The following is a 26922-nucleotide window of genomic DNA, read 5'->3' as shown; positions in this document are numbered from 1 at the left end:
ATCATAAGAACTGTCTAAAATGAGACTCGAAAAGAATGAAACGAAACCAGTGTGCAACGATAAAGTTTCATGCTGGTTTTTTTGTGCAATATTTTAGATATATGGCATCCTATCAAATGGTTTGATCCACCACATAGTTGTGCGAACATTACTAAAATAAAGACTTTGAGACAGTGACCATAGAAGGAAGCATATTTATTATAAAAGATGTATAATTAGTAGGTTGTTTTGAAAATGGAATGAATCACATGGAGACATGTTTTGATAACAGAGCATCTTAGAAGAAGGAGGGCATCATTGTGGATGTTGGACAAAATCAGCCTGAACAATTGAAAAGGGCGATGACCTCCCGCCATTTATTTATGATTTCACTTGGCGGTGTCATTGGGACAGGCTTTTTCTTAGGAACGGGCTATACGATTGGACAAGCAGGGCCGGTCGGAGCTGTTCTTTCATATATTGTGGGCGGATTGATCATGTATTTAACCATGCTGTGTCTTGGTGAGCTGTCGGTTGCACTTCCTGTGTCGGGGTCTTTTCATACGTATGCGACGAAATTTGTCAGCCCGGCAGCAGGTTTTGCTGTCGGCTGGATTTATTGGCTCGGCTGGGCAGCAACGGTCGCCCTTGAGTTCTTATCAGCAGGGCAGCTGATGAGGCGCTGGCTCCCGCAAGTGGATGTGTGGATTTGGTGTCTCATATTCGGACTCTGTCTTTTCTTATTAAATGCCCGGTCAGCGAAAGCGTTCGGGGAGTCGGAGTTTTTCTTTTCCACCATTAAGATTATTGCAATTTTACTCTTTATTGGCGTAGGCGGAGCGGCGATGTTTGGGTTTATTGAAACAACGAGCGGTGAACCCGCCCCATACTTCAGCCATTTTGTGAGTGACGGGCTGTTTCCAAATGGCCTGCTCGCTGTTGTGATTACGATGATCACGGTGAATTTTTCGTTTCAAGGAACAGAGCTGATCGGGATTGCTGCAGGAGAAAGTGAAAACCCTGAGAAAACCGTTCCCCGTTCGATACATCAAACCGTATGGCGTACACTTGTCTTTTTCGTCTTATCGATTTTCGTCTTAGCAGGTATGGTGCCTTGGAAGGAAGCTAGTGTGCTGCAAAGCCCATTTGTTACTGTGTTTGAGAGAACGGGCATTCCTTTTGCGGCAGACATCATGAACTTTGTCATTATCATTGCTTTATTATCTGTTGCGAACTCTGGCTTGTATGCATCAACGAGAATGCTGTATTCCTTATCGAAGGAAGGAATGGCAGGAAAAGCATTTAGACGCGTCAATCAGCGCGGTATTCCGATGAATGCCTTACTGCTCACCTTCCTATTTACAGGGATTTCGCTGTTATCCGGCTTCTTTGCAGAGAAAACGGTATTTGCCTGGATCGTGTCCATTGCCGGCATGAGTGCCCAGACAGGCTGGATCACGATTACATTATCACAGCTGCTTTTCCGTAGAAAATATTTGAAAGCAGGCGGAAAGCTGGAAAACTTAAAATTTAAAACGCCTCTTTATCCGGTGCTGCCAATCATTGCAATCACACTGAATACCATCGTGTTGGTCAGCCTTGCCTTTGATCAAGAGCAGCGCATCGGACTATATGTTGGTGTACCGCTCATGATCATTGGGTATATTGTCTATCACCGCTATGTGAAAAAGCATCAGGCGAAAAGTGAACCGCTGAAGCTGCAAATTCATGGAGATGATGAGATCCGGTTTTAAAATCAAAAAACACTAAATGTAAGATATTTAAAAACACCTCTGATATCAATCTGAAGGTGTTTTTTTTGAAGTGCAACTAACAACAAAAGTTAGTTCATATCCTGTTTAAAATCTTGTTGTTCAAAATGTTGGCGCTTATTCTGATATCCTACGTTATTATTACCCCAAAGCTTCTCGTAATCCCATCCTGTTAGCGCTTTCAAAACGCTTCTTGTTTCATCATCAGCCTGTTCCATTGAACCATTATTCTTTAACCTATTAATTTCATTAATCATAATGGAATGAGTTTTCTTAGATAATTTAAATTTAAATGAAATAACTAAACTAATCCCGACTAGCCCTACAGTTCCGAAAAACAGAATACCTACAATCCCATTTATTGCTGTCGTAGACTGTGTCGTCGCGCTTGCAACGAATCCACTTTCCTGTAATATAACTCCTACCAAAAATGTGGCTAAAGCTGTAGTACTTTTGCGTGTAAACGTCATAATACCTGCAAATATTCCTTCTCTTCTTTTACGAGTGACCATTTCATCTACATCAGGAATGAAAGTGTAAATATTCCATGGTATATAATATAACCCACTCTTTCCGATGCCTAAGATAACAGAGAAAGCATACAGCGCTATAATCATATAAGCTGGTTGTGTGAAGTATAAAAATATATAACCGCTGATACATGTAATAATCGCAATATAAGATATTTTCAAAGATGGCGCAGGACCTATTTTAATCACGAGCCAACCAAACAATATTGTACATACCATTTGAAGTAATGAACCAATAGATAATAAATCGGCTGCCAGCACTGCATCTTTATTTAAAGAAAACACAACAAAGTAGACAAAGACAGCGTTTAAAATATCCATGGCCGTAAACGAACAAATATACATCGTGAGGTGCTGACGGAAACTTCTTATTCTAAAAGTAGATGTCAAGTCAATGATGACTTTTTTGATGGATTCTATAGCAGGTACTTTTTCTACACCATCAGGTTCTATCATGTCTTCTTCTACTTTACGTTCCCATGTTGTTCTATGTGTAATTAATAATGCAGCCATAAAAATAAAGGTGAAGATAATCCCATTGTAAAGAAAAACTTGAGGTGAATCTTTTCCGAATATTTCGAATAATCTGCCTGGAATAAAGGTAGCTAAAAATGTTCCTAGTCCTGAATAGATTAATCTTATTGTTGAGAGCTTGGTCCGTGCATTAAAATCATTCGTCATTTCAGCTCCAAGTGTTTCAAATGGAATTAATACCATTGCGGCAAGGAATTCTAACAAAATATAAACCGTTAAATAGTACCAGTAATTCATATCAGAAATCCAAAGAAGAGAATAAATAACCATTAAAGGGCTTCCAACTAGCAAAAAGAACCTGCGTCTTCCAAATTTTTTCCCAAGTTTTGTACGACCAAAATTATCCGTGATATGGCCCATAATTGGGCTTGCTATCGCATCAATAATACGTGCAATTGCAATAATAGATCCTGCTTCAACAGGGGTAAGACCGCAGTATGTAATGAAAAAATATAACATCCATGCGCCTATTATAGCGAATGCTCCCCCTCCAAATAAATCCATTGTTCCATAACCAATATAATTTTTGAGTGTTAGTTTCCTGTTCTCAGTCTGCATTCTTATGTCTCCTTTCCAAGCCTACTTATAAATTTAAAAAAACATATAAAATAAAGATGTATGACAAGGAAAAAAATAAAAATATTAAACACCTGAATACGCCATAAAACCTCCATCAACAGGAATTGTCACGCCGGTAACAAATGCTGACATATGATCATCAACAAGCCATAATAGGGTTCCAAGAAGATCTTCTGGCGTACCAAACCTTCTCATTGGTGTGTTCGAAATAATCTTATGAGACCTTTCTGTATAATCTCCTTCTTCATTTAGGAGAAGGTTTTTATTTTGTGAGGTTAAAAAGAAGCCCGGTGCAATAGCATTTACTCTAATTCCTGCCTCGGCCATATGAACAGCTAACCATTTGGTGAAATTTTCAATTGCGGCTTTTGCGGCGCTATAAGCAGGCACTTTGGTCATTGGAGAAGGGGCACTCATAGATGACATGTTGATGACAACTGCTCCCTTTTGATGAACCATATGTTTAGTGAAAATTTGTGTAGGAATGAAAGTCCCCATAAAATTTAAATCAAATACATTTTGCACACTATCTGTACTTAAATGAAAAAAAGTATTTACCTTAGGATTAGTAAGATCTTCTGTTTGAAATATTTCGTTGGTTGTATTTGCACTGGAGTGATTACCACCAGCTCCATTTATCAATATGGTACAATTGCCTAATTCCTCTGTTACAATCTTCTCGGCTTGTTCCACACTATCTTTATTCATCACATCACATTTAATCGCAATCGCTTTCCCACCCATAAGGTTAATTTCTTCGGCTACCTTTTCACCCTTTTCGACTGTTCTATTTAAAATAGCCACAGACACGCCATGTCTAGCAAGTTCCTTTGCCATGGCGCTGCAAAGTACGCCACTTCCTCCTGTGATGACAGCTACTTTACCAGCTAAATGTTTATTTTCTTGTATGTTTACCATGTAGCTTCCTCCTTTGCTTTTTTTCGTACAGACTGTTTATTTTTTAAAGCATCCCAAGCTCCCCACAAATACATAATTCCAAGTGCTCTATCATAAAGACCATATCCAGGCCTGCATTGTTCATCCCAAATGTGTCTTCCATGATCGGGTCTGCAATAACCTTTGAATCCGCTTTCATAATAAGCATGTATAATGGCTGAAACGTCTACTGATCCATCTTTTGATCGATGCGATGTTTCAACAAAGTCTCCGTTATCATATACACGTACATTTCTTATATGAGTAAATGGTATTCTATCAATAAATTCGTGAATCATAGAAACTAAATCATTCTCTAAGTTTGCTCCTAAAGATCCTGTACAGAGCGTTATACAATGATATGGGCTGCTATTTAGTTGTAAAATTTTTCTGATGTTTTTTTGGTTAGTTACTATTCGCGGTAGACCAAAGACAGGCCAAGGTGGATCGTCAGGATGAATAGCCATCTTAATATCATGAAGTTCTGCAATTGGAATAACCTGATCTAAAAAATATTTCAAGTTGGCCCATAAATCATCTTCTGTTATATTTTTGTAGGCTTCAAAAAGGTGGTGGAGGTGATTTAACCGCTCTGGTTCCCAACCTGGCATGGTTAAACTGGAGTTCTCACTAATTTTATTTACTAATTCTTTCGGATCAATATCTTTAATTCGACTATGTTCATAAAATAGAGCTGTAGATCCATCAGAAAGTGTTTTATTTAAGTCTGTACGGATCCAATCAAAGACAGGCATAAAGTTATAACATATGACTTTAACACCCACCTTTGCTAGCTTCTGAATTGTTTTCTTATAATTTTCTATGTATCGATCTCTAGTTGGAAGTCCGAGCTTAATGTCTTCATGAACATTCACGCTTTCAACTACTTCAATATGAAGGTTATGTTTATCAGCTAATTTTTTCATTTCTAACATTCTTTCTATTGGCCACTCTTCTCCTACGGGCACATCATGTAGTGCCCAAACAATTCCTTCCACTCCTGGAATCTGCTTTATTTGTTCCAGTGTGATCGTGTCGTTTCCTTCTCCAAACCATCTGAATGTCATCCTCATCTACCATCACCCCTAATGTTATTTGAAATAATTTGGATATTCTTTCTTCAATAATTCTTTATCAACAAGTGCAATTTTCAAATGCTCTTCCATGATTTTTTCAGCTTTATCAGCATCTTGATCTTGTATAGCTTTGAAGATATTTACATGTTGAGAAAGAATATTATCCCAATTGTAATCTGTTACTAGCCTTAACATGCGGCTCCTATTAAAGTGTACATTCATCTGTTGAATAACTAACCATGTTTTTTCTTTTTTACACCGTTTGAAAATCGTTCTATGAAACTCCTCATCTAATTCAAACATTTTTTTATAGTCTTTTTTCTTAACGCAAATTTTTTGCATACTTAAATTCATATCTAAATCATTAATCAGCTCTTCAGAAAATTCCTGACAGGCTAGTCTAATCACTGCCTTCTCGAGATGTTCTCGCATAAACCGTGCTTCCTCCACAAGGTTCAAATCAATTAAAGAAACAAAAGTACCTCGTTGAGGATAGATACTTAATAATCCTTCTTGAGATAATTTTAAAAAGCTTTCTCTTACAGGAGTTCGACTAACATTAAATTGAACGGATATTTCTTTTTCAGAAATATTTGTCCCAGGTGAAAGCTTCAGGCTTAATATTTGATCTTTTAGCATATTGTAAACTTGTTCCCTCGTAGAGAGGTTTTGGTTTTTAAAATCAATATTCATTATTCTAATCTCCTTTCTCTAACATACTACCATACAAGTAGATTAGAATGGTAGACATTAATTTCATTTTTCTGAATACTTTCACTGTGAGCATCTCTTGATGATTCCACTATGTAAGCCATAATCAATCATAAAAGTGTAGGATATTAAAAAGAAAATTCAAAAAACTATACAAAATTCAAAAAGATTAAGTTATAATGTTTTTTGAGCTACCATACTAGTATAACTAGAATATTAATAAAACGAACGGTACTCTGATCTATCAGTTAGGTGAATCATTCAGCTTTTTGAAAGCGCTATCTTATTATTAGAAGTGAAAATTTATCTTATTGCAGAAGGGAAAGATTGATATGTCCAACATCGCCATTATAGGAACTGGATCTATTGCAACTGCCCATATCGAGGCTTATCTTGCAATGCCTGAAATCAGTAAAATTGTAGCTTTAGCTGATATTTATCCTGAAAAAGCAATGTCTGCAGCAACAAAATATAACCTGGAAGCACGAGTTGTCGCTAACTACCAAGAATTATTGAATGATCCTACGATTGATGCCGTTTCCATTTGTACACCTCCTTATATGCACGCAGCCATTGCCATCGATTTTCTTAAAGCAGGCAAACATGTTTTAGTAGAAAAACCTATGGCTTCTTCTCTAAAAGAATGTGACGAAATGATAAAAGCATCTATTGAAAGCCAGAAGCTTTTATCTGTTGTTGCTCAAAACAGGTTTATGACGCCCATTATGAGATTAAAACATGTCCTTGATCAAAACCTCATTGGAAAAATCGCTCATACTCAAGTTGATTCTTTTTGGTGGCGTGGTCATAGTTATTATGATTTATGGTGGCGCGGTACATGGGAAAAAGAAGGTGGAGGTTGTACACTTAATCATGCTGTCCACCATATTGATATGTTGCAATGGATGTTAGGATTGCCGGTTGACATTTTTGCAGCAACTAGTAATACCTTGCATGATAATGCAGAGGTTGAAGACCTTTCTATTGCTGTACTTCGATATGGAAATGGCAGCTTAGCACAAGTAACCAGTTCTGTTGTTCATCATGGAGAAGAACAACAACTGATTTTTCAAGGGGAAAAAGCTAGAGTATCTGTCCCATGGAAAGTAAATGCTCAAATAGCTAAAGAAAATGGGTTTCCTCAAGAGAAAAATGATGAGGATTTAGAAAATCGTATTCAGGAAGCTTTTCATCAATATCCGGAATTACTATTTGAAGGGCATAAAGGACAAATAAATAATTTTTTAATGGCTATCAAGGGTAACCAGAAGCTTTTAATTGATGGAACAGAAGGAAGAAAAACACTAGAACTTATTACAGCCATCTATAAATCTGCAAACCAAGGTGTTCATGTGAAGCTTCCTCTTTCAGCAGACGATCCTTTTTATACACGTGAAGGAATGCTCGCGAACGTTAAGCATTTTTATGAAAAACAAAGCAGTGTAGAAAATTTTTCAGACGATACGATCACCGTTGGAGGAAATTACGAGAAACTATGAGTCTAACGTTATTAAATTATTAAAAATAAACTGGAAGCTAGCTAGAGGAGGAACAATCATGCAGAAAAGTGATGGAATGAATTATGCTCCTAAGGGAAAAAGTGCCCCTGTCGTTACAGAAGGACAATTCGTCATGGCGGCTATAGGTCTTGATCATGGACACATCTATGCAATGTGCAATGGATTAACTGAGGCTGGGGCTACATTAAAATGGGTTTATGATCATGATCAGAAAAAAGTACAAGAATTTTGTAAAGCTTATCCGGAGGTACAGGCAGCCAAAAGTGAGAAAGAAATCCTCGAAGATCCAGATGTCAGGCTCGTGGCAGGCGCAGCCATTACATCTAAACGCTGTGATTTAGGGCTGCGTGTTTTAGATCATGGTAAGCATTACTTTACGGATAAATCACCTTTTACAACGCTAGAACAATTGGAGCTTGCTCGTAAAAAAACAGCTGAAACGGGACTTAAATGGGCTGTTTATTATAGTGAACGTTTGCACGTGGAGAGTGCCGTATTTGCTGGTCAATTGATTGAACAAGGAGCAATTGGCAAAGTGGTACAAGTTCTTGGAACTGGCCCACATCGTAGTAATGTAGAAAGCAGACCAAGCTGGTTTTTTGAAAAAGAATATTATGGAGGTATTCTATGTGATATTGGTAGTCACCAAATTGAACAATTCCTCTTCTATTCTGGCGCAAAAGATGCAAAAGTTGTACATAGTAAAGTGGGCAATTATAAGCATCATCAATATCCAGAATTAGAAGACTTTGGTGATGCTACTTTGATTGCTGATAATGGGGCTACAAACTACTTTAGAGTAGACTGGCTGACTCCTGATGGCCTTAGCACTTGGGGGGATGGGCGTACATTCATTCTTGGAACAGATGGGTATATTGAAATTCGCAAATACGTAGACATCGCAAGGGATAAAACAGGAGACCATTTATACTTAGTAAATCAACAGACAGAGCAGCATTTTTCTCTAAATGGAGAAGTAGGATTCCCTTACTTTGGTGAACTTATTTTAGATTGTTTAAACGGTACTGAAAATGCTATGACTCAAGAACATACTTTTAAAGCCGCAGAACTTTGCTTAATTGCACAACGAGACGCACTATACGTAAATACGGAGTTTGAATTAAGTAAGATCTAAAAAAGTGAGGTGTTATTTTTGTTAATAACACCTTATTTCATTTCATTGATTTTCTAAACATAAGTATAGAGGTGACGATATTGTCTACATTCCTAAGCGAAGATATGATGCTTAATCATGAAAGTTCAAAAGTTCTTTATCATGATTACGCGAAAAATATGCCAATCTATGATTTTCATACGCATTTAATGGCTGATGACATTGCTGCTAACAAAAAGTATGAAAATATGACTGATATTTGGCTTAATGGAGATCACTATAAATGGAGGGCGATGCGCTGGTTAGGCGTAGAAGAAAGATTGATCACGGGGAATGCAAGTGACAAGGAAAAATTCTTAGCTTGGGCGCAAACGGTTCCATATACAGTAGGAAACCCTCTTTATCATTGGTCACATTTAGAATTAAGTCGTTATTTCAATATAAATGAGTTGTTCTCAGAAAAAAATGCACATCAAGTTTGGGATATTTGTAATGAGAGATTAAATGAAAGGAACATGTCCACAAATGGAATTTTAGAAAAATTTAATGTAAAAGTTGTGTGTACGACTGATGATCCAATCGATACTTTAGAAATTCATCAAATCATACGTAAAGATGTAGGAATTACAACTAGGGTCCTACCTACATTTAGACCGGATCATGCTTTAAATATTGAACAATCAGATTTTGTGAACTATATAGAAAAATTAGGTGATTCAATCAACGGCGCTGTTTTAACATATGAAAACTTTATCGCTTCATTACATTCACGAATTGATTATTTTCACGCGAATGGATGCAGAATGTCTGATCATGGTTTTGAAATATTTCCATTTTCACCAGCTACTGAACAAGAAGTGTCTTCTATATTTGTACATGCGCTGCAAGGAAAAACACTATCCCTAGAGGATATCAATAAATTTAAAACAAACACTCTTCTTCACCTGAGTAAAAAATATCATTCTCTTCATTGGACCATGCAATTACACATAGGTGCTTTAAGGAATAATAACACACGAATGTTCAAGTTAACGGGGAAAGATAGTGGGTACGACTCTATGTCTGACTTCCACCTAGCAAGACATTTAAATGGTTTTTTGAATGAATTAGACAAAGACAACCTTTTACCTAAAACCATCATCTATAATTTAAATCCCGCTCATAATGCGATTGTGGCCTCTACTATAGGGAATTTTCAGTCTTCTGATGCCAGAGCAAAAATTCAATTTGGGTCTGGGTGGTGGTTTAATGATCAAAAAGACGGCATGCTAGATCAAATGAAAACATTATCTAATATAGGTTTGCTTAGCACTTTCGTTGGGATGCTTACAGACTCAAGAAGCTTTTTATCGTTTCCTCGCCATGAATATTTCAGAAGAATCTTATGTGATTTATTTGGGACTTGGATAGAAAATGGTGAGCTTCCAAGGGATTACGAATTTATAGGAAAAATAGTCAAAGATATTTGTTATCACAATGCCGTGAATTATTTTAATATTGAAATAAATGAGACAGTACCAATGAAAACGAATGAATCATGCAGTAAGATATAAAATTTCTATATGGAGGATGATCATCAATAAAGTGAAAAACTGGACATGATGTACTCATGTCCAGTTTTTTATTAATGAACGCCTTTCATCGCTTTCTTAATCACTGGTGTCAGTAATAGCATCACAACGCATAAAACGATGGCAAGGAATCCGATGATACCGAAATAGACGGTTTCCGGCACTTTATCAAACAGTTTGACTACTTGCGCATTGATCGCCTGTGCCATTGCATTTGAAAGGAACCAAAGGCTCATCGTTTGCGCTGAGAAGGCAGCAGGGGCCAGCTTTGTTGTCGCTGACAGTCCAACTGGTGATAAGCAGAGCTCTCCGATCACGACGAGGAAGAAGCTCAGAACGAGCCATAATGGGCTCACAAGTGTGTTCGGACCTGACATGTATGCAGGAATGATCATGATGATGAAGGATAACCCTGCAAACAGAAGGCCGAGTGAGAATTTAATCGGGGTAGACGGCTGTTTCTTCCCAAGTCTGACCCATAACCAAGCAAACACTGGAGACAGCAGCACAATAAAGATTGGGTTCAATGATTGGAACCATGAAGACGCTAGTGTCATCCCAAGGAAATTCAAGTTTGTTCGTTGATCTGCATATGTCGCTAAAATGTTTGAGCCCTGCTCTTGAATCGCCCAGAACATCACGGCAGCAAGGAACAATGGGATATAAGCGAGAACCCTAGATTGTTCCACTGCGCTCGTCTTTTTACTGAAATACATGACAATGAAATAAACAATCGGAATGAGTACACCAAGGGCACTAACAAACCAAGTGAATAGATTAATTGTGAGTGCGCCTGTTTGAATGCCAATGACAGCAAAAACTGCAAGCAAAATCACAACCAATGATCCGTAAATTTTGAAGTTCTTACGTTCGGCAGCTGATAATGGATTTGTCACATACGTGCCGGCAAGACCAAGGTTCGGTTTTTTTGTGACCACAAATGTAATAAGTCCAACAAGCATCCCCACGGCAGCGAGTGAGAACCCGAGGTGGAAATTCACTTTTTGACCGAGTGTTCCGACAATTAATGGGGAAATAAAGCCACCCATATTGATCCCCATGTAGAAAATACTAAATCCAGAGTCCCTGCGCGGGTCTGTTTTTGTATACAGGTCGCCAACAATGTTTGAAACGTTTGGCTTGAGAAGACCTGTCCCGATAATAATCAGTCCCATACTAATAAAGAGCGCTGTTGCTCCGCTTGGCAAAGCCAAAATCACGTGGCCAAGCATAATGAAAACTCCGCCATAAAAGACCGTACTGGATGATCCAAATACCCGGTCGGCGAGCCATCCGCCAATCACTCCTGACATATAGACAAGCGCACCGTAGACAGACATGATCGAATTGGCTGTCGTCTGGTCAAAGCCTAGACCGCCTTTTGTCACCTCTGTGTACATATAATAAATAAGCAGTGCACGCATGCCATAATAGGAGAAACGCTCCCAAAATTCAGTGAAAAACAGTGTGTAAAGTCCTTTAGGATGTCCAAAAAACCCTTTTTGAGGAACACTTTTAACAATTTTATCGTGGTCAATTGTAGACATGGCATAGATCCTTTCTTAAAAAAAGAGATATGAGAAAAATGATATTCTTGTATAGTTCTTGTGTCAATATAAAACTATTCTAAAACAGGAAAATGTTAGTTCAATAGGCGTAAAGACTCAAAAAAATGAAAAATTCATTGAAGTGAAAATTATCGGAAAGTTATTTCAAAAGAATTTATTTAAAATTTGAAGCAATGTACAAGCAAACCTTTACCACATGCATAGGATGACGAGAGAACATGTGTGAAAAGGAGTGATTAGGTTGGGGGAATTGAATGAAGCTGATCTGAAAAAACCAGTTGTCAATGTACTAGATTTTGGCGTAATTGCTGACGGGAAAACGGATTGCACAGCTAAGCTCAATGAATGTTTAGAGTGGACAAAAGCACAGGGGTATTCCCATATCTGGCTGCCGAGCGGCACGTATTTAATCGATGCGGTGTACAGAGGTGATCCATTTTTTCCTTTCCGAGGTGCAGGTATACGGGTGCCAAGTCATATATGCATTGAGATGGCGTCAGACGCTGTAATAAAGGTGAAACCAAATGATTCATGGGGGTATGCAGCTTTTTATATAGGAAAGGTTGAGCATGTGACCATTCGAGGCGGGCGTATTGAAGGGGATCGTCATGAGCATGTATACAAGACGCTCCCCGCTGAACGAAGAACCCATGAATGGGGCTTTGGGATATGTATTGAAGGTGCCTCCCATGTAGAGGTCAATCATGTCCAAATAAAAAATTGTACGGGAGACGGCATCATTGTCAGTCCCCACGGTTTGTTGACAGAGGGTGAACCATACTCACCTGCTTCATCTATTGATATTTCTGGCTGCACCATCACAGATTCGAGACGAAACAATATTTCGATTACAGGTTGTGATGGGGTTATTGTGGAGGACTGTCTCTTGGAAAGAGCAGGAGTAAATGGGGTCGAGCCAAGAATGGGCATTGATATTGAAGGCTATGGAGAAAATGCCGTTAATATGGAGGAGCCTCTAAATATTCAGATTCGCAACAACATCGTCAGAGGAGGTGCAGCGAGCTCCATCTATAACTTTAACGGTTATGGTGTGATCATTGAAGGCAATCATACAGATAGCAGTATCTCCTATGGCTTCTCCACCGAAACGATCATTGCCAACAATATGATTCGTGCAGTGGGAGGAGGTGTGACAAAAGCAGGGATTACGAGCTTAGGCGTCTCACTTGGTCAAACGGAAAACAATGTGGTGATTATTGGCAATATGATTGAGGGATTTGAAAAAGGGATTGATGTGAGGGGAGACAGTGTTCACATTACAGGCAATAAGATTAGTCTTTTTGAAGATGCGGCTGTGTCCGTTTATATGGCGAATCGTATTCTAATAGAAGGAAACCATATTGAATCAGGAACGAATACCGGAAAAAGAAGCGCCTCGCTGCGTATCTATCAATCGGATAGTGTCGTCTTTTCAAACAATACGGTCTACTCTGTTATCGATGCGGCCGTGGTGAGAGGAACGAATATTCTCATCCAGCACAATCAATTCAAAGAATTCAGCAGAGGAATCTGGGTGCAGGAAGGGGAAGCTGGGCTCAACGGCAACCACTTTATTCAAGAAGGACACCCGGAGCTAGATTCTTCGTATACGATCAGTGTCACTGGAAATGCAAAGGCTTTCATCTGGCAGAATCGCTTTAAGCACTATCAAAACTACGCTGTATACAGCAACACGACGGGGGCATTGGAAATTAAAGATAATTCCTTTGAAGAAACATCCTTATATGTGGTGATGTATATTAAAAATGGTTCACCACAAATTGGAGATAACCGCTTCTATTTAAATCGATCGATCGGACAGCCGACGGCGATCTTTATTGACCAGGCCGCCTCAGCCCGTGTGCTGCGCAATAACATCATCAATATATCTCCTCAAAAAGCGATTGCCGTCCGCACCGCAAATTCCACTCATTCTGTCATCGCTCACAACATGCTGGAGCGTAGTCAGCTGGTGACACATACCACAGACCGGCTCATCGGAAATATTGAGATTGATACACCGTCATGAGCGTTTGAAATCCCTTATTTTGGAGGTTCAGAAGGCGGTTGACAATCCTGTAAAAAGGGCATATAGTAATAATTATTTTTCATTTTTCGCAACATTTGCCCTTTTTTTATTAATAAAACCGATTAATTCAATCAGAAAAATGTATCTTCTAAGGACTTCGGTTTGATACATGTAGGATATAGAAAGGATGAAGAACAAGTGTCACAGCCGAAAAGGAAGCTCAAGCTAGGCGTATTCATCGCAGGAACTGGACATCACGTTGCCTCTTGGAGACATCCGAATGCAGTACCAGATGCAGCCATGAACCTAGATTATTTTAAACAATTAGCGAAAAAGGCAGAGGAAGGAAAGCTGGATTTGCTCTTTTTAGCCGACAGTTTATCCATTAATCAAACCTCTCATCCGAACGTATTAACGAGATTTGAACCGCTCACGCTGCTTTCATCCATTGCTGAGTCTACTTCAACCATTGGTTTAGCAGCAACAGCTTCCACTACATACAGTGAGCCTTTCCATATTGCAAGGCAGTTTGCCTCCCTTGATCATTTATCAGGCGGAAGAGCGGCATGGAATGTGGTCACATCTTCTATTGAAGAAACAGCGAAAAATTTTAGCGGAGAAGAGCATTTAGCACACCATAAACGATATGAGCGGGCAGAAGAGTTCGTCGAAGTCGTCAAAGGTCTCTGGGATTCTTGGGAAGAAGACGCCCTTGTCAGAAACAAGGAAACGGGAGAATTCTTCGAATCTAGTAAGCTTCATGAGCTCCAGCACAAAGGAGAGTTCTTCTCAGTAAGAGGTCCTCTCAACGTATCACGTACGCCGCAAGGGCAGCCCGTGATCATTCAAGCAGGATCTTCTGAAGATGGCCAAAAGCTTGCAGCAAAAACAGCAGAGCTCATTTTCACTGCACAAAACGATCTCGATAAAGCGAAGGAATTTTATCAAAGCTTGAAGGGGAAAGTAGAGGCTGCTGGTCGTGCTAGAGAGGACGTCAGCATCATGCCGGGTATCTTCCCGATCATTGCTGATACAGAGGAAGAAGCCCAAGCGAAATATGAAGAATTACAGGAGCTGATTGTTCCTGAGATTGGACTGAGCATTCTGCAAAATTACTTAGGCGGGATTGATCTGTCTCAGTATCCTTTAGACGGGCCGCTTCCAGAGATTGATCCGAGCACGTCAAATGCGGTGAAAAGCCGTTTTGATCTCGTGATGAATATGGCGAGAAAGGATAACCTGACCATTCGCCAGCTTTATCAATCGGTTGCCGGCTCACGCGGTCATAATATTTTCATTGGAACGCCGCAGCAGCTGGCAGACGTGATGGAAACATGGCTTCGTGAAGAAGCAGCAGACGGCTTTAATGTCATGCCGCCGCTCTTGCCAGAAGGGCTGGATGTGTTCGTAGACCGCGTCGTCCCAATCCTTCAGGAACGAGGCTTATTCAAAACCGATTACACAGGACAAACCTTACGAGAAAATCTTGGATTAACAGAGCCAAAAAATCGCTACACGACATAAGGGTGAGGTGACTAACGTTGGGATACACGTTTCGTCTGGCAACAGAGGCAGATATAGAGGCGCTGCTTGAACTGACAACAAGAGCCTACGAGCCAATTCGTGAGCTAGGCATCCAGTTCCAAGCAGCACATGCTGATTTCGCTCTCGTTCAGAATAATGTACAAAAGAATCTTTGCTATGTGATGGAAGAAAACGGAGAGCTTCTATCCACCTTATCACTCCGTATGCCTTGGGGAGAGCAGCCAGGACCGTTCGGCGTCCCTCATATCTGGTGGTTTGCCTCAGAACCAGCCGCCAAAAAAGGCACAGGCTCAGCCTTGCTGGAATGGGTTGAAACCGAGGTGCTAAGGGATACACTGAAGGTGCCGTACGTGTCGCTCGGTACAGCTGATAAGCATCCATGGCTCATAGAGATGTATGAGCGTAAAGGCTATGTCAGAGCAGGTGAAAAGGATTTAGGCAAAGGTCATATCACGGTTTATTTTAAAAAACAATTAAGATCAGATATCACACAACCATAAGAGGAAGAAGGGTTTACAAACATGAAAAACAAAAAGTGGCTAGTCGTTCTATTTGCAGCAATGCTGGCAGTTTTAGCAGCTTGCGGCGGCAACAATCAGAGTGAAGGCAAAGACGAAAAGGTGTTAAAAGTAGGCGCTACAGGACAAAGCTATCCGTTTGCTTATAAAGACAATGGCAAGCTTGTCGGATTCGATGTTGAAGTAACAGAAGCCATTGCGAAAAAGCTTGGCTACAAACTAGACTGGCAGCTGAGTGAATTCAGCGGACTGATGGGACAGCTGACGTCTGGTAAGCTCGATACAGTGTCAAACCAAGTCGCCATCACAGACGAGCGTAAACAAACATTTAACTTTACAGATACGTACGCTTACGCAGGAACACAAATCATCGTGAAAAAAGACAACAACGACATCAAAGGTCTTGACGATTTAAAAGGAAAAACAGTGGCGGCGGTTCTTGGCTCTAACCATGCTAAAAACTTAGAGAGCAAAGACCCTGACAAGAAAATTAAGATCAAAACATATGAAACGCAAGACGGCGTATTAAATGAAGTGGCAAATGGCCGCGTAGATGCTTATGTCAACGGACGCAGTGTATTACTTGCTCAAATTGAAAAAACAGGTCTGCCGCTGAAAATCGTAGGCAACCCAATTGTGTATGAAGAAGTAGGCTATCCATTTGCGAAAGATAAAAAGCATGACAAACTAAGAGAAGAATTTAACAAAGCCATCAAAGAATTAAGAGAAGACGGGACACTTAAGAAATTGTCTGAGAAATATTTCAAAGACGATGTGACAGTGCCAATTAAAAAATAACGACAGCGGCGGTGAAGAGCAGATATGAACAAAATTGATTGGCAGTATATGGTGACGGTGTTTCCGACATTGCTTCAATACTTGCCGATAACGATCTTCATGGCGATTGTCTCCATGGTATTTGCCATTATCATTGGTGTGGTATTCGCTCTCATTACGAAAAACCGGATACCTGTTTTATACCAATTTGCCAAGCTGTATATTTCTTTCTTCAGAGCGGTTCCAACCTTGGTTCAGCTCTTTCTCATTTATTTTGGTCTCCCGCAGCTATTCCCTGCGATGACCTCAATGGATGCTTTAACAGCGGTCATTATCGGATTAAGTATTAAGAACTCAGCATACTTAGCAGAAATTTTCAGAGCGGCTCTGAACTCAGTGGATGAAGGGCAGCTTGAGGCATGCTTATCTGTCGGTATGACAAGATGGCAGTCTTACGTTAGAATTATTTTCCCGCAGGCCGTCAGAAATGCAATTCCAGCGACAGGGAATACCTTTATCGGTCTTTTAAAAGAAACATCTCTTGCCTTTACGATTGGTGTGGCAGAAATGTTTGCACAAGGGAAGATGATTGCATCGGCGAACTATAAATACTTTGAGACCTATTTAGCCGTAGGGATTGTGTATTGGGTGCTGACGATCATTTATAGTTTCCTGCAGGACCTATTTGAACGAAAAATCAGCAAACCTTACCGGAATTAAGGAGGTGTGGACATGATCAAGCTCACCAATTTGAAGAAATCATTCGGCGACCTTGTCGTCTTAGACGGAATTAATCTCGACGTGAAAAAAGGGCAGGTTGTGGCCATTATCGGACCTTCTGGCTCCGGTAAATCCACCTTGCTGCGCTGTTTAAATTTATTAGAAACACCTGATGAAGGCACGATTGAAATTGGCGATGCGAAGCTCGATGCGTCCAAATATTCACGTAAAGAAGCCCATCACCTGCGTCAACAAACGGCCATGGTGTTTCAAAACTATAATTTATTTAAAAACAAGACAGCACTGCAAAACATAACAGAATCACTGCTTGTGACGAAAAAAATGACGAAGCAGCAGGCGGATGAAATCGGTATGAAACTGCTGAAGCAGGTAGGGTTAGAGCAAAAGGCTGACAGCTATCCAGTCACGTTATCTGGCGGACAGCAGCAGCGGATTGGGATTGCCCGCGCGTTAGCGGTTGATCCACATGCGATTTTGCTGGATGAACCAACGTCAGCGCTTGATCCAGAGCTTGTCTCAGGTGTGCTTCAAGTCATTAAATCCATTGCGATTCAAGAAACAACAATGATCATCGTCACACATGAAATGGCGTTTGCAAGAGAAGTGGCAGACCATGTGATTTTCATGGCGGATGGTCATATTATCGAGCAGGGGACGCCAACTGAGCTATTTGATGAAACAAAGAATGAACGAACGAAACGATTTATCCAAAAAGAAGCAGCGGCTGAAGAAGCATAAGCTGCTTTTTATTCTTTAGAGGGGTGAGTGTCTAGTGAAACCAATAGGAAATGAAGCTTTAAACAAACGTTTGATCAACATTCGCCGAGCGCTTCATGAGCATCCAGAGCTGGCGTTTGAAGAATATGAAACGACAAAGAAACTGCGCCGCTGGTTAGAAGAGGAAGGGATCACTGTACTTGATATCCCAGCCCTTCAAACAGGCGTTGTCTGTGAAATCAAAGGAGAACAAGAGGGGCCGACAATTGCTTTGAGAGCCGATATTGATGCACTTCCGATTGAAGAGGCATCTGGCGAACCATTTTCTTCAAAGGTACCGGGTAAAATGCATGCATGCGGTCATGATTTCCATACAGCTTCTATTTTTGGTGCGGCTCTTTTATTAAAAGAGCGGAAACACGAGATCAAAGGAACGGTCCGTATTTTGTTCCAGCCAGCTGAGGAAGTTGCTCAAGGGGCGAAACACGTCATAGAGGCAGGCATTTTAGATGGAGTCGATGCGATTTTCGGTATGCACAACAAGCCTGATTTGCCAGTTGGCACGATTGGCATTAGAGAAAAAGCATTGATGGCGAGTGTGGACCGGTTTGAAATCGATATTAAAGGAACGGGTGGCCACGCCGGTATTCCAAATCACACGGTAGACCCCATTGCCATCAGCGGGCAGATCACAAGCGCCCTTCAGCAAATCGTCAGCCGCCGCATCAGCTCCTTGCATCATGCGGTTGTCAGTATCACACGTATCCAAGGCGGTACATCATGGAATGTCATACCCGACCGTGTTGAGATGGAAGGAACCGTTCGGACGTTTGAGCCTGAAGTAAGAGCGATGATTCCAGAGCTTATGAAACAAATCGTCAGCGGAATTGCAGGAGGATTTGGAGCAGAGGCTGAAGTGAGATGGCATCCTTATTTGCCTTCTGTGATGAATGATGAGCGTCTAACAAAGGTAGTAGAAGAAACGGCTGGCTCACTTGACTTACATGTCGTGCAGGCAGAGCAGTCACCGGGTGGAGAAGATTTTGCCCTTTATCAAGAACGCATTCCAGGCTTTTTTGTATGGATGGGGACTAGTGGTACGAAGGAGTGGCATCACCCTGCGTTTACATTAAATGAAGACGCACTTCCAGCTGCCGCAGCTTTCTTTGCTGAGCTTGCCGTTCGGGCATTGGAGTCTCGATCATGGAATTAACAAAACATCTGGCAGAAGCAGTGCTTTCTGCTGATCCGCTGCAGGATGAGCGGGCCATTCAAATGGCTGGAAATGGCCTGTTAGACGCGGCAGCATCAGCGCTTGCTGCGAAAGAGGATGAAGGGATCCAAAAGCTGATGCAGCTTGTTGAACATGAAGGCGGAGCCGCTCAGATTCCTGTCATTGGACAAGGAAAGAAGGTGAGCCGCCAATCCGCAGCGATGCTGAATGGCTACCTCATCCATGCCCTTGATTATGATGATGTGCACTCAGATGTGAGAGGACATCCAAGTGCGGTCATCATTCCGGCGCTGCTATCACAGCTGACAGACGGCAAAGGGTATGGCGAGCGGTTTTTAGCTGCCTACATCACAGGTGTCGAAGTGATGGCAAGACTTGGCGAATCGATCGGTAAGGCGCATTATGAGCGGGGCTGGCATAATACAGGAACACTCGGAGCCATTGCGGCAGTGTGTGCAATTGGCTATTTGAAACAAGTCTCCAAGGAAGAACTGACGAAAGCAATCGGCTTTGCCGGAGCGCAATCAGCTGGAATGCGAAAGCAGTTTGGCTCTGATATGAAACCATTACAAGCCGGCTTAGCTGCTAAAACAGCCGTTTGGTCTATGGATTTAGCTTGTTCAGGTTTTGGCGGGAATGACTCGGTTCTTGATGGCGCGCTTGGTTTCTTTTCACTCTATGGAGATCTGGAACTTGCGAAAAGCCGTTTGCTAGAGGGCTATGGTTCTACATGGCGTATCGTTTCGCCGGGGCTGTGGTTCAAAGTATATCCATTCTGCTCAGCAGCCCACCATGCAGCAGATGCGATCCAATCCTTAATGAAAGAGCGGTCTTTCTTGCCGGAGCAGGTAAAACAGGTCGATGTCATATTCCCGCCAGGCGGGGATGCAGCGCTTATTGAGCGGACACCTTTAACCGGGGAAGAAGGACGATTCAGTGTCGAATATGTCATCGCACTTGCAGTGTTTGGACAGACGCTTACGCTGGATGCCTTTACGAAAAAAAACATTCCATCAGACTTGCGGACATGGATGAAGCGGGTAAACAGAGGATATGATCAAACGACAGTACCCCATCCCGATGCTGTCCCAAAAGGACGCTTTACGATTGTGAAGCTCACCTTAACTGACGGCACCACCATGACCAAGCGGGTAGATATTCCGCAGGGAGCACCAGGCTGTGCGTTATCGAAAGAAGACATCATACAAAAGTTAAGCAGCATCACAAGCGCATCTCAGGCACAGCAGATTTTACAGGCGGTTGAAGAGGAAAACGACACTGCTTATTTGAAGTTGCTGGCATGATAAAAAAGCTCATCGAATGGGACTGACCCCCGTTTTTGAGACAGGGATCAAAACACCTTTATACAGCTAATTGCCGATAGTTGATCGGTGATTGGTTGTTTAGTTTTGTTTGAATACGAATGTTGTTATAATAATAAATGTATTCTTTGACAGTGCGTTCTACGATGGTGGTCGTAGTTCGATTAATGCTGTTAAGATAGAACGTTTCAGACTTTAGCGAGGAATGAAACGATTCGATGGAGGCATTATCAGCGGGCGTCCCTTTACGGGACATGCTCATGGTAATGCCTTTTATATGAACAGCTTTCTGATACTCGTAAGATGTATACACAGAACCTTGGTCGCTATGTAACACACAGTTTTCAGGCAGTGCTGGGAGCTGATCAAGTGTGTTTAAAATAAAGTCTGTGTCCTGCTTATCACCAATCGTAAACGCAATCACTTCTCCATTATATAAATCCAATATACTGGAAAGGTACAATTGTTTCTGTCCATAAGGCAAATACGTGATGTCCGTTACTAGTTTTTCAAGAGGGCGATCAGACTGAAAGTTCCGATCCAGTATATTACCGGCCACGGCATAGGGCTGCCCATTCTTCTTACGCTTTTTCATTTTAACCCGGCACTGCCACTGGTTTTTCTGCATGATACGTTGAACAGTTTTATGATTAATAAGCATTCTCACTTTTAGTAAGGCTGTGATTTTTCGGTATCCATATCGATACTTGTGCTCTCGGCACAACGTGCCGATTTGTTTCTCTAGTTGTCTTTTAGAATGATTCAGATTCTTTTTCCATCTATAGTACGAAGCGCGTGAGACGCCTAAATGGACACAGATGTCCTGTACTGTCATTGTTTTGCACAATTCTTCTACCAGTTTGATTGACGTTTCCTTATCAACTTCCTTTCCAATTCGTTGTACTTTTTTAAAACTTCATTCTGTTGACTCAGATAGCGATTTTCTGCCTGCAGTCTCTCTAATTCGGAAGAGTACTCGGGACCCTTTCTATGGGTATATTGTTTTCCAACAGGCTGTTCGAACCGGTGTGTATCCCCAGCCTTATGCCACCTCACCCATGTCTGAACCTGCGTTTTATTTTTGATATTCAATTCCCGCAAAATCTCTTTCATTGATACGCCTGCCAATCTCATTTCTACAGCCTTCTGTTTGACTTCAACCGGATAACTCACTCTTGTCCCCATAGAAAAAACACCTCCATGTTTTATTTCGGATCACAACGATCCGTTTTCAAACTTGAAGGTGTTTTTTATTTGTCTCATCTTATGGGGTCAGTCCCAATAGAGATGAGCTTTTTTAAATAAATCTATCCTATAACTGTCATGAAGTTCTTTCTATAAATATATGTAAATGAAGCTGTCCTATTTTCAACTAATATCTTGACCATCTTCTGCAATGCCATCATAAAAAAACCTCATGTGATTCACTGAAGTATTAGTTTCTTTAAAAAGTATGAATAAAAGATGACCAAACGATGATAAGTTCATAAAAACAGTGGGAATCCAATTGAGATTTGAAAGGGAACATGTAAAATAAAGCTACATAAAGAAAAACAATGGTAGCAGCGGAGGCTGATCATGAAAATATTAATGATTGAAGATAATCAGAGCGTTTGTACAATGACGGATATGTTTTTTCAACGAGAGGGATTTCAAGCGGAATTCGTTCATGATGGATTAGAAGGATTGAATCGCTTTAAGCAAGAGGAGGATTGGGATCTGCTCATTTTAGATGTCATGCTTCCTTCGATGGATGGTCTGACCATTTGTCAAAAGGTACGCCAGATCAGTGACATTCCGATTATCATGCTGACAGCCAAGGAAACCGAATCTGATCAGGTGCTTGGTTTTGATCTTGGGGCAGATGATTATGTGACCAAGCCCTTTAGTCCACTAACCTTGATGGCAAGAATTAAAGCGGTGAAACGACGCTTTGCTCATACAACTACTCAAGAAAAGGTGAATGAGGGCGAACGGCTGGAGACAGCACATTTTCAGTTGGATAAAAAAACGAGGGAAGTTTTCCTGGATGGAGAGCGAATAGAGAACCTCACACCGAAAGAATACGATCTGCTGTGCTTTTTTATTCAGCATCCTCGGCAAGTATTTTCACGAGAACAATTGCTTGAGCAAATTTGGGGATACCAATTTTATGGAGATGAACGAACGGTAGATGTTCATATTAAACGGCTGCGTCAAAAAATTGGGGACGGGCCTAAGCCCTTTTTGTATACAGTATGGGGCGTAGGGTATAAGTTCGATGAAGATTAAATATTTTTATCAGCTGCTGATCAGCCACCTTGGGTTATTGCTCATCGCCATTGTCATTATCAGCACCCTTTTATCTCATTTTGTGAAAGATATTGCCTATCAAAACAGAGTGAATGAAATGAGCTCCTATGGGAATGAAATCTTGCAAGATTATAAACGACTCCCTAAAAGCGAGATGACCTTTCGTCTGCGTCCATTTGAAGATATTCTTTCGACAAGGCAAATTCGTTTTTTCGTGTTTGATGAAAAAGGAGATATTCTGTCTCAGCAGCAAGAGATGCCGCCGCATGAAGTATTACTGACAAAGGATTTATGGGCCAAACTCTCAAAAGGAGAGCAAATCATTGTGAAGCGAAGTGATTCACGCCGCCTTGATCAAGAGGCATCACTTGTGGCGCTCCCTGTCATGGAGGATGGAAAGCTAAAGGGCGGAGTTGTCCTTATTGCCCCGATTCAAGGCGCTGAACAGCTCATCGCCCAAATGAATCGTTATCTGTATATCATCGTATTTGTGGCGCTGACGATCACCTTTATTCTCAGCCTGTTCCTCTCTAAATTTCATGTGAACCGCATCAAAAAGTTGAGAGAGGCGACTGAAAAGATTGCGCAAGGTGATTACAACATCAAGCTTGAAAACAAACACCTTGATGAAATTGGCACACTTGGTGAGGATTTTAATATGATGGCCAAGCGTCTTCAGCAATCAAGAGAGGAAATTGACCGGCTCGAAAAGCGCAGACGTCAATTCATCGCAGATGTGTCTCACGAATTGAAAACACCGCTGACCACCATTCGAGGACTGGTAGAATGGCTGAACACTGCGGATGTGTCAGCAGAAGAGAAAGAGAAATGCTATGCCTTAATCACTGATGAGACAAAACGTATGTTGCGCCTCGTCAATGAAAATATGGATTATGAGAAAATTAGATCGAATCAAATTACCCTTCAGAAATTTCATTATCCACTCATTGACACATTTGAAGTGATGAAAGAGCAGCTGAGCCGAATCGCCGAAGAGAAAAACAATCAGCTGATCGTGGACGTTGATCCCGAGCTAAAGGTTTATGCAGATTATGACAGGCTCATTCAAATACTTGTCAATATCACAAAGAACGCGATTCAATTCACAGAAGACGGCCGTATTTACTTAAGAGGAAAACAAGAAAATCAAGAGACGATCATCGAAGTGGAAGACACAGGCATTGGCATTGCGCCAGACGAAGTCAAACACATATGGGAACGTTTTTATAAAGCGGATATCTCAAGAACGAATACACCGTATGGAGAATACGGATTGGGCTTGTCTATCGTGAAGCAGCTTGTGGACCTGCATGAAGGGCATATTGATATGAAAAGTGAAAAAAACAATGGAACGACATTTACCATACGACTGCCGTTTCCAAAAGAAAAAGGCTAAAATGAAGTTCATCTTAGCCTTTTTTGGTGAATCACCACTTATTCATTTTTGGTAAACGTCAACCCAATATGAGCAAGTGCCTGCGGCAAGTCTTTCCGGATGGTGATGTCTTTAAACGATATATTGGATTGAATCGCACTTAAAGCAAGATCTTGCTTAATACCTGTTAAAACTGCCGAAATTCCTAAAAGTCTCAGCGTTTGTGCGTAGCTGACCAAATATTGAATGCTTTGTTCATTCAGGCTTTTGGTTCCTGATACATCAATGACCAAATGAGAGAGCGACAGCCTGTAGCTTTCCTGTAAAATGGTTTCCAAAATATGCTGAGCACGTGTCTCTTCGATATCACCAAGCAGAGGAAGCACAGCGACACCGTCAACAACTGGTACGATCGGTACAGACAATTGCCGAATTTGCCGGTTGGCACGGTCTAGTTCGAGGACATAGCTTAATAATGAAGCCATCGTTTCAAACATATACACTTGCTCTTCTGTGAACTGCTTCGGCTTCAAATCAAGTCCGCAAATCGTTCCGTAGTTCGTCCCATCTGTGAAATCAATGGGAACTCCAATAAACGAGCCGCCTTGAAGATTTTTCGTAACCTCTAAGTATTTAAAACGGTCATCCTTCGAAATGTCAGGAATCACAAGTGTATCCCGATGATCGACCGCAAGCTTGCAAAATGTCTTTTCGTAAGGAAGTTCTTCTCCTTCTTCAAGAAGCTGCTCGTCATGATTTAGCACCTTTACAATTTGATTGGTGTTTTGATCATTTTTAGCAATAAACAGTGTATTCACATCAATGAATTGACTCATCATGTTTAAAATACTAGTAGAAGCATCATGAAAATTGCGAAACTGTTTTAATAGTTGTTGACGAGGCATTGTTTTAGGACTCCTTGTAGCTCCGATCATAGGCCGGAACGGATAGTTGATTTGTCTCTATCATACAAAATCAAACAAGAAATAGATACACTTTAATGCGCAAAAACACTCTGATCGTCGAGATGAAAAAAGACTGCCGATCCAAAGATCTGGCAGCCTTCTGATTAAAGAGAGACAGGGACAGTAGACATAGAGAAAAATTCCTCATACAAGGCTTGAACAGCTTCTTTTTCTTGAGCCGCTTTGACGCCAAACATCATGCTGACCTCTGAAGAGCCTTGATTGATCATTTCAATATTGACCTTGGCTTTTGACAGCGCCTTTGCCGCTCTTGCTGTTGTACCAACATTATGACGCATCGCTTCTCCTACAACCATAATCAGCGAGAGATTTCGCTCTAAAACGACCTCATCTGCATCAAGCACGACCTTCAAGCGGTCTAGCAGCTCCTCTTCAATATGCTGCTCCTCCAGCTGATCCTGCCGTAAAATAATGGTCATATCATCAATGCCAGAAGGAACATGCTCATACGTAAGCCCATACTCTTCTAGTGTTTGCAGCACCTTTCGTCCAAAACCGACTTCTCTGTTCATCAAATATTTACTAATGTAAATACTGCAAAATCCATTGTCTGAGGCGATTCCAACAACAGGTCCATTTGTATGGTCCCGCTGATTTACGATTTTTGTCCCTTTTGCTGACGGGTTGTTGGTGTTTTTAATCTGAACCGGAATGCCTGCACGGAAGGCTGGAATAAGTGCTTCATCATGGAACACAGAAAAACCAGCATAGGACAGCTCTCGCATTTCCCGGTATGTCAGCTCTGTAATCTCTTTCGGTTCATGAACGATTGTTGGATTGACGGCATAGACAGCATCGACATCTGTAAAGTTTTCATATACATCTGCCTTCAAACCGTTCGCCAAAATGGAGCCGGTAATATCGGAGCCGCTTCGCGAAAAGGTGACGATGTCTCCCGCGAGACTAAAGCCAAAAAAGCCAGGGAATATAATAATGCCAGAGCGCTCTCTTAATTTGTACAAATGATCATAAGACTCTGGCAGAACTTGTGCTTGGCCAGGCTCATCGCTCACAAACAAACCAGCTTCCTTTGGATTCACATAATGAGCTTCCACACCTTGGTGGCGGAAATAGGCGGCAATGAGCTTAGCGTTATTGTCTTCACCGCTTGCTTTAATGGCATCAAGATAGCATTCAGGGCGGGATGAATCAGCCTGTAATAATGTGTCTAGATCTTGCCTGATGGTATCGATAATGTCTTGACCTAATCCGAGTTCATCCGCTATTGAGGCATACCTCTCAATGACTGCTTCTTTTAAATCATGTGCTTCGCCTAAACGTAAATATTGTTCACCGCAGCTAATTAATAGATCGGTGACCTTTGTATCCGTTGAATGCCGTTTTCCTGGTGCGGAAACAACGACTGCTTTTCGAGCTGGATCTGCTGTTACTATGTCAAATACCTTTTGCAGCTGCTTGCCAGATGCAAGTGAACTGCCACCAAATTTAACGACCTTCAATGCATACATCTCCTATAGTAAAAATTTTCTCACAAA

At 41.1% G+C, this 26922-nt stretch carries 22 protein-coding genes; 14 read left to right on the top strand and 8 right to left on the bottom strand.

Annotated features, from left to right (window positions below):
• The first annotated feature begins 299 nt into the window (after positions 1–299).
• Positions 300–1733: an amino acid permease gene (locus M1D84_RS17095; protein ID WP_185854090.1), complete on the top strand. Its 1434-nt coding sequence runs from the start codon at positions 300–302 to the stop codon at positions 1731–1733.
• Between the two features lie 89 nt (positions 1734–1822).
• Here M1D84_RS17095 and M1D84_RS17090 read toward each other — a convergent pair whose 3' ends face one another.
• The 4 genes from M1D84_RS17090 to M1D84_RS17075 all read right to left on the bottom strand — a co-directional run bounded on the left by M1D84_RS17090 (position 1823) and on the right by M1D84_RS17075 (position 6099).
• Complete coding sequence (locus M1D84_RS17090; protein WP_332285333.1) at positions 1823–3373, bottom strand: MFS transporter; 1551 nt, start codon at positions 3371–3373, stop codon at positions 1823–1825.
• A gap of 84 nt (positions 3374–3457) precedes the next feature.
• The gene (locus tag M1D84_RS17085) at positions 3458–4312 is read right to left on the bottom strand and encodes an SDR family oxidoreductase (RefSeq protein ID WP_024425514.1); all 855 of its coding nucleotides are present in this window, start codon (positions 4310–4312) and stop codon (positions 3458–3460) included.
• Entirely contained in the window at positions 4306–5403 is a 1098-nt protein-coding gene (gene uxuA, locus M1D84_RS17080; protein ID WP_332285331.1) for a mannonate dehydratase, read from the bottom strand. The genes M1D84_RS17085 and uxuA overlap by 7 nt, the downstream gene beginning before the upstream one ends.
• Positions 5404–5421: 18 nt before the next feature.
• Positions 5422–6099 carry a GntR family transcriptional regulator gene (locus M1D84_RS17075; RefSeq protein ID WP_306654731.1) on the bottom strand — a complete coding sequence of 226 codons (678 nt, stop codon included), beginning with the start codon at positions 6097–6099 and terminating at the stop codon, positions 5422–5424.
• 350 nt (positions 6100–6449) lie between these two features.
• Between M1D84_RS17075 and M1D84_RS17070 the strand changes: the two genes are divergently transcribed.
• The 3 genes from M1D84_RS17070 (at position 6450) to uxaC (ending at position 10304) form a co-directional block, all read left to right on the top strand.
• Positions 6450–7616 carry a Gfo/Idh/MocA family protein gene (locus M1D84_RS17070; RefSeq protein ID WP_197172428.1) on the top strand — a complete coding sequence of 389 codons (1167 nt, stop codon included), beginning with the start codon at positions 6450–6452 and terminating at the stop codon, positions 7614–7616.
• A gap of 58 nt (positions 7617–7674) precedes the next feature.
• Positions 7675–8772, top strand: a complete 1098-nt coding sequence (locus M1D84_RS17065; protein ID WP_149125994.1) for a Gfo/Idh/MocA family protein — start codon at positions 7675–7677, stop codon at positions 8770–8772.
• A gap of 80 nt (positions 8773–8852) precedes the next feature.
• A complete protein-coding gene (gene uxaC, locus M1D84_RS17060) occupies positions 8853–10304 on the top strand; it encodes a glucuronate isomerase (RefSeq protein ID WP_458106343.1) in 1452 nt (483 codons plus the stop codon).
• Positions 10305–10375: 71 nt separating this feature from the next.
• Here the strand turns inward: uxaC and M1D84_RS17055 are convergent, their stop codons facing one another.
• Positions 10376–11869: a peptide MFS transporter gene (locus M1D84_RS17055; RefSeq protein ID WP_056765124.1), complete on the bottom strand. Its 1494-nt coding sequence runs from the start codon at positions 11867–11869 to the stop codon at positions 10376–10378.
• Positions 11870–12131: 262 nt separating this feature from the next.
• Here M1D84_RS17055 and M1D84_RS17050 point away from each other — a divergent pair, with 262 nt between their 5' ends.
• From M1D84_RS17050 to M1D84_RS17015, 8 genes are all read left to right on the top strand, one after another.
• Positions 12132–13919, top strand: coding sequence for a right-handed parallel beta-helix repeat-containing protein (locus tag M1D84_RS17050; RefSeq protein WP_458106342.1), 1788 nt, complete (start codon positions 12132–12134; stop codon positions 13917–13919).
• A gap of 198 nt (positions 13920–14117) precedes the next feature.
• Positions 14118–15443, top strand: coding sequence for an LLM class flavin-dependent oxidoreductase (locus tag M1D84_RS17045; protein WP_034283773.1), 1326 nt, complete (start codon positions 14118–14120; stop codon positions 15441–15443).
• A 17-nt stretch (positions 15444–15460) separates the two neighbouring features.
• Entirely contained in the window at positions 15461–15964 is a 504-nt protein-coding gene (locus M1D84_RS17040) for a GNAT family N-acetyltransferase (protein WP_024425523.1), read from the top strand.
• A 21-nt stretch (positions 15965–15985) separates the two neighbouring features.
• Positions 15986–16780: an amino acid ABC transporter substrate-binding protein gene (locus M1D84_RS17035; protein ID WP_024427304.1), complete on the top strand. Its 795-nt coding sequence runs from the start codon at positions 15986–15988 to the stop codon at positions 16778–16780.
• A gap of 24 nt (positions 16781–16804) precedes the next feature.
• On the top strand, positions 16805–17479 hold the full coding sequence (locus M1D84_RS17030) for an amino acid ABC transporter permease (protein WP_024425525.1): 675 nt from the start codon (positions 16805–16807) through the stop codon (positions 17477–17479).
• A gap of 12 nt (positions 17480–17491) precedes the next feature.
• Complete coding sequence (locus tag M1D84_RS17025; protein ID WP_024425526.1) at positions 17492–18238, top strand: amino acid ABC transporter ATP-binding protein; 747 nt, start codon at positions 17492–17494, stop codon at positions 18236–18238.
• A 34-nt stretch (positions 18239–18272) separates the two neighbouring features.
• Positions 18273–19430, top strand: coding sequence for an amidohydrolase (locus M1D84_RS17020; protein ID WP_326494394.1), 1158 nt, complete (start codon positions 18273–18275; stop codon positions 19428–19430).
• A complete protein-coding gene (locus M1D84_RS17015; protein ID WP_332285317.1) occupies positions 19421–20755 on the top strand; it encodes an MmgE/PrpD family protein in 1335 nt (444 codons plus the stop codon). Before M1D84_RS17020 ends, M1D84_RS17015 begins: the two co-directional genes overlap by 10 nt.
• A gap of 58 nt (positions 20756–20813) precedes the next feature.
• Here M1D84_RS17015 and M1D84_RS17010 read toward each other — a convergent pair.
• A protein-coding gene (locus M1D84_RS17010) for an IS3 family transposase (protein ID WP_458106341.1) occupies positions 20814–21958 on the bottom strand; the annotation gives its coding sequence in 2 pieces (ribosomal slippage) (positions 20814–21685 and positions 21685–21958; 1146 coding nt in all).
• 393 nt (positions 21959–22351) lie between these two features.
• On the opposite strand from M1D84_RS17010, the gene M1D84_RS17005 reads away from it, so the two are divergent.
• Positions 22352–23044, top strand: a complete 693-nt coding sequence (locus M1D84_RS17005; protein ID WP_024425529.1) for a response regulator transcription factor — start codon at positions 22352–22354, stop codon at positions 23042–23044.
• Positions 23034–24461, top strand: a complete 1428-nt coding sequence (locus tag M1D84_RS17000) for a sensor histidine kinase (RefSeq protein WP_151863144.1) — start codon at positions 23034–23036, stop codon at positions 24459–24461. The genes M1D84_RS17005 and M1D84_RS17000 overlap by 11 nt, the downstream gene beginning before the upstream one ends.
• 38 nt (positions 24462–24499) lie before the next feature.
• On the opposite strand, the gene M1D84_RS16995 is transcribed toward M1D84_RS17000, so the two are convergent.
• Together M1D84_RS16995 and M1D84_RS16990 are read right to left on the bottom strand one after the other, a co-directional pair.
• Positions 24500–25345 carry a GAF domain-containing protein gene (locus M1D84_RS16995; RefSeq protein WP_172881227.1) on the bottom strand — a complete coding sequence of 282 codons (846 nt, stop codon included), beginning with the start codon at positions 25343–25345 and terminating at the stop codon, positions 24500–24502.
• Positions 25346–25509: 164 nt separating this feature from the next.
• Entirely contained in the window at positions 25510–26886 is a 1377-nt protein-coding gene (locus M1D84_RS16990; protein WP_024425532.1) for an aspartate kinase, read from the bottom strand.
• Positions 26887–26922 lie beyond the last annotated feature (36 nt).

The organism is Bacillus sp. PK5-006 (genome assembly GCF_054161415.1).
The sequence above is the reverse complement of the archived record's forward strand: the minus strand, read 5'-3'. Positions and strand labels throughout refer to the sequence as shown.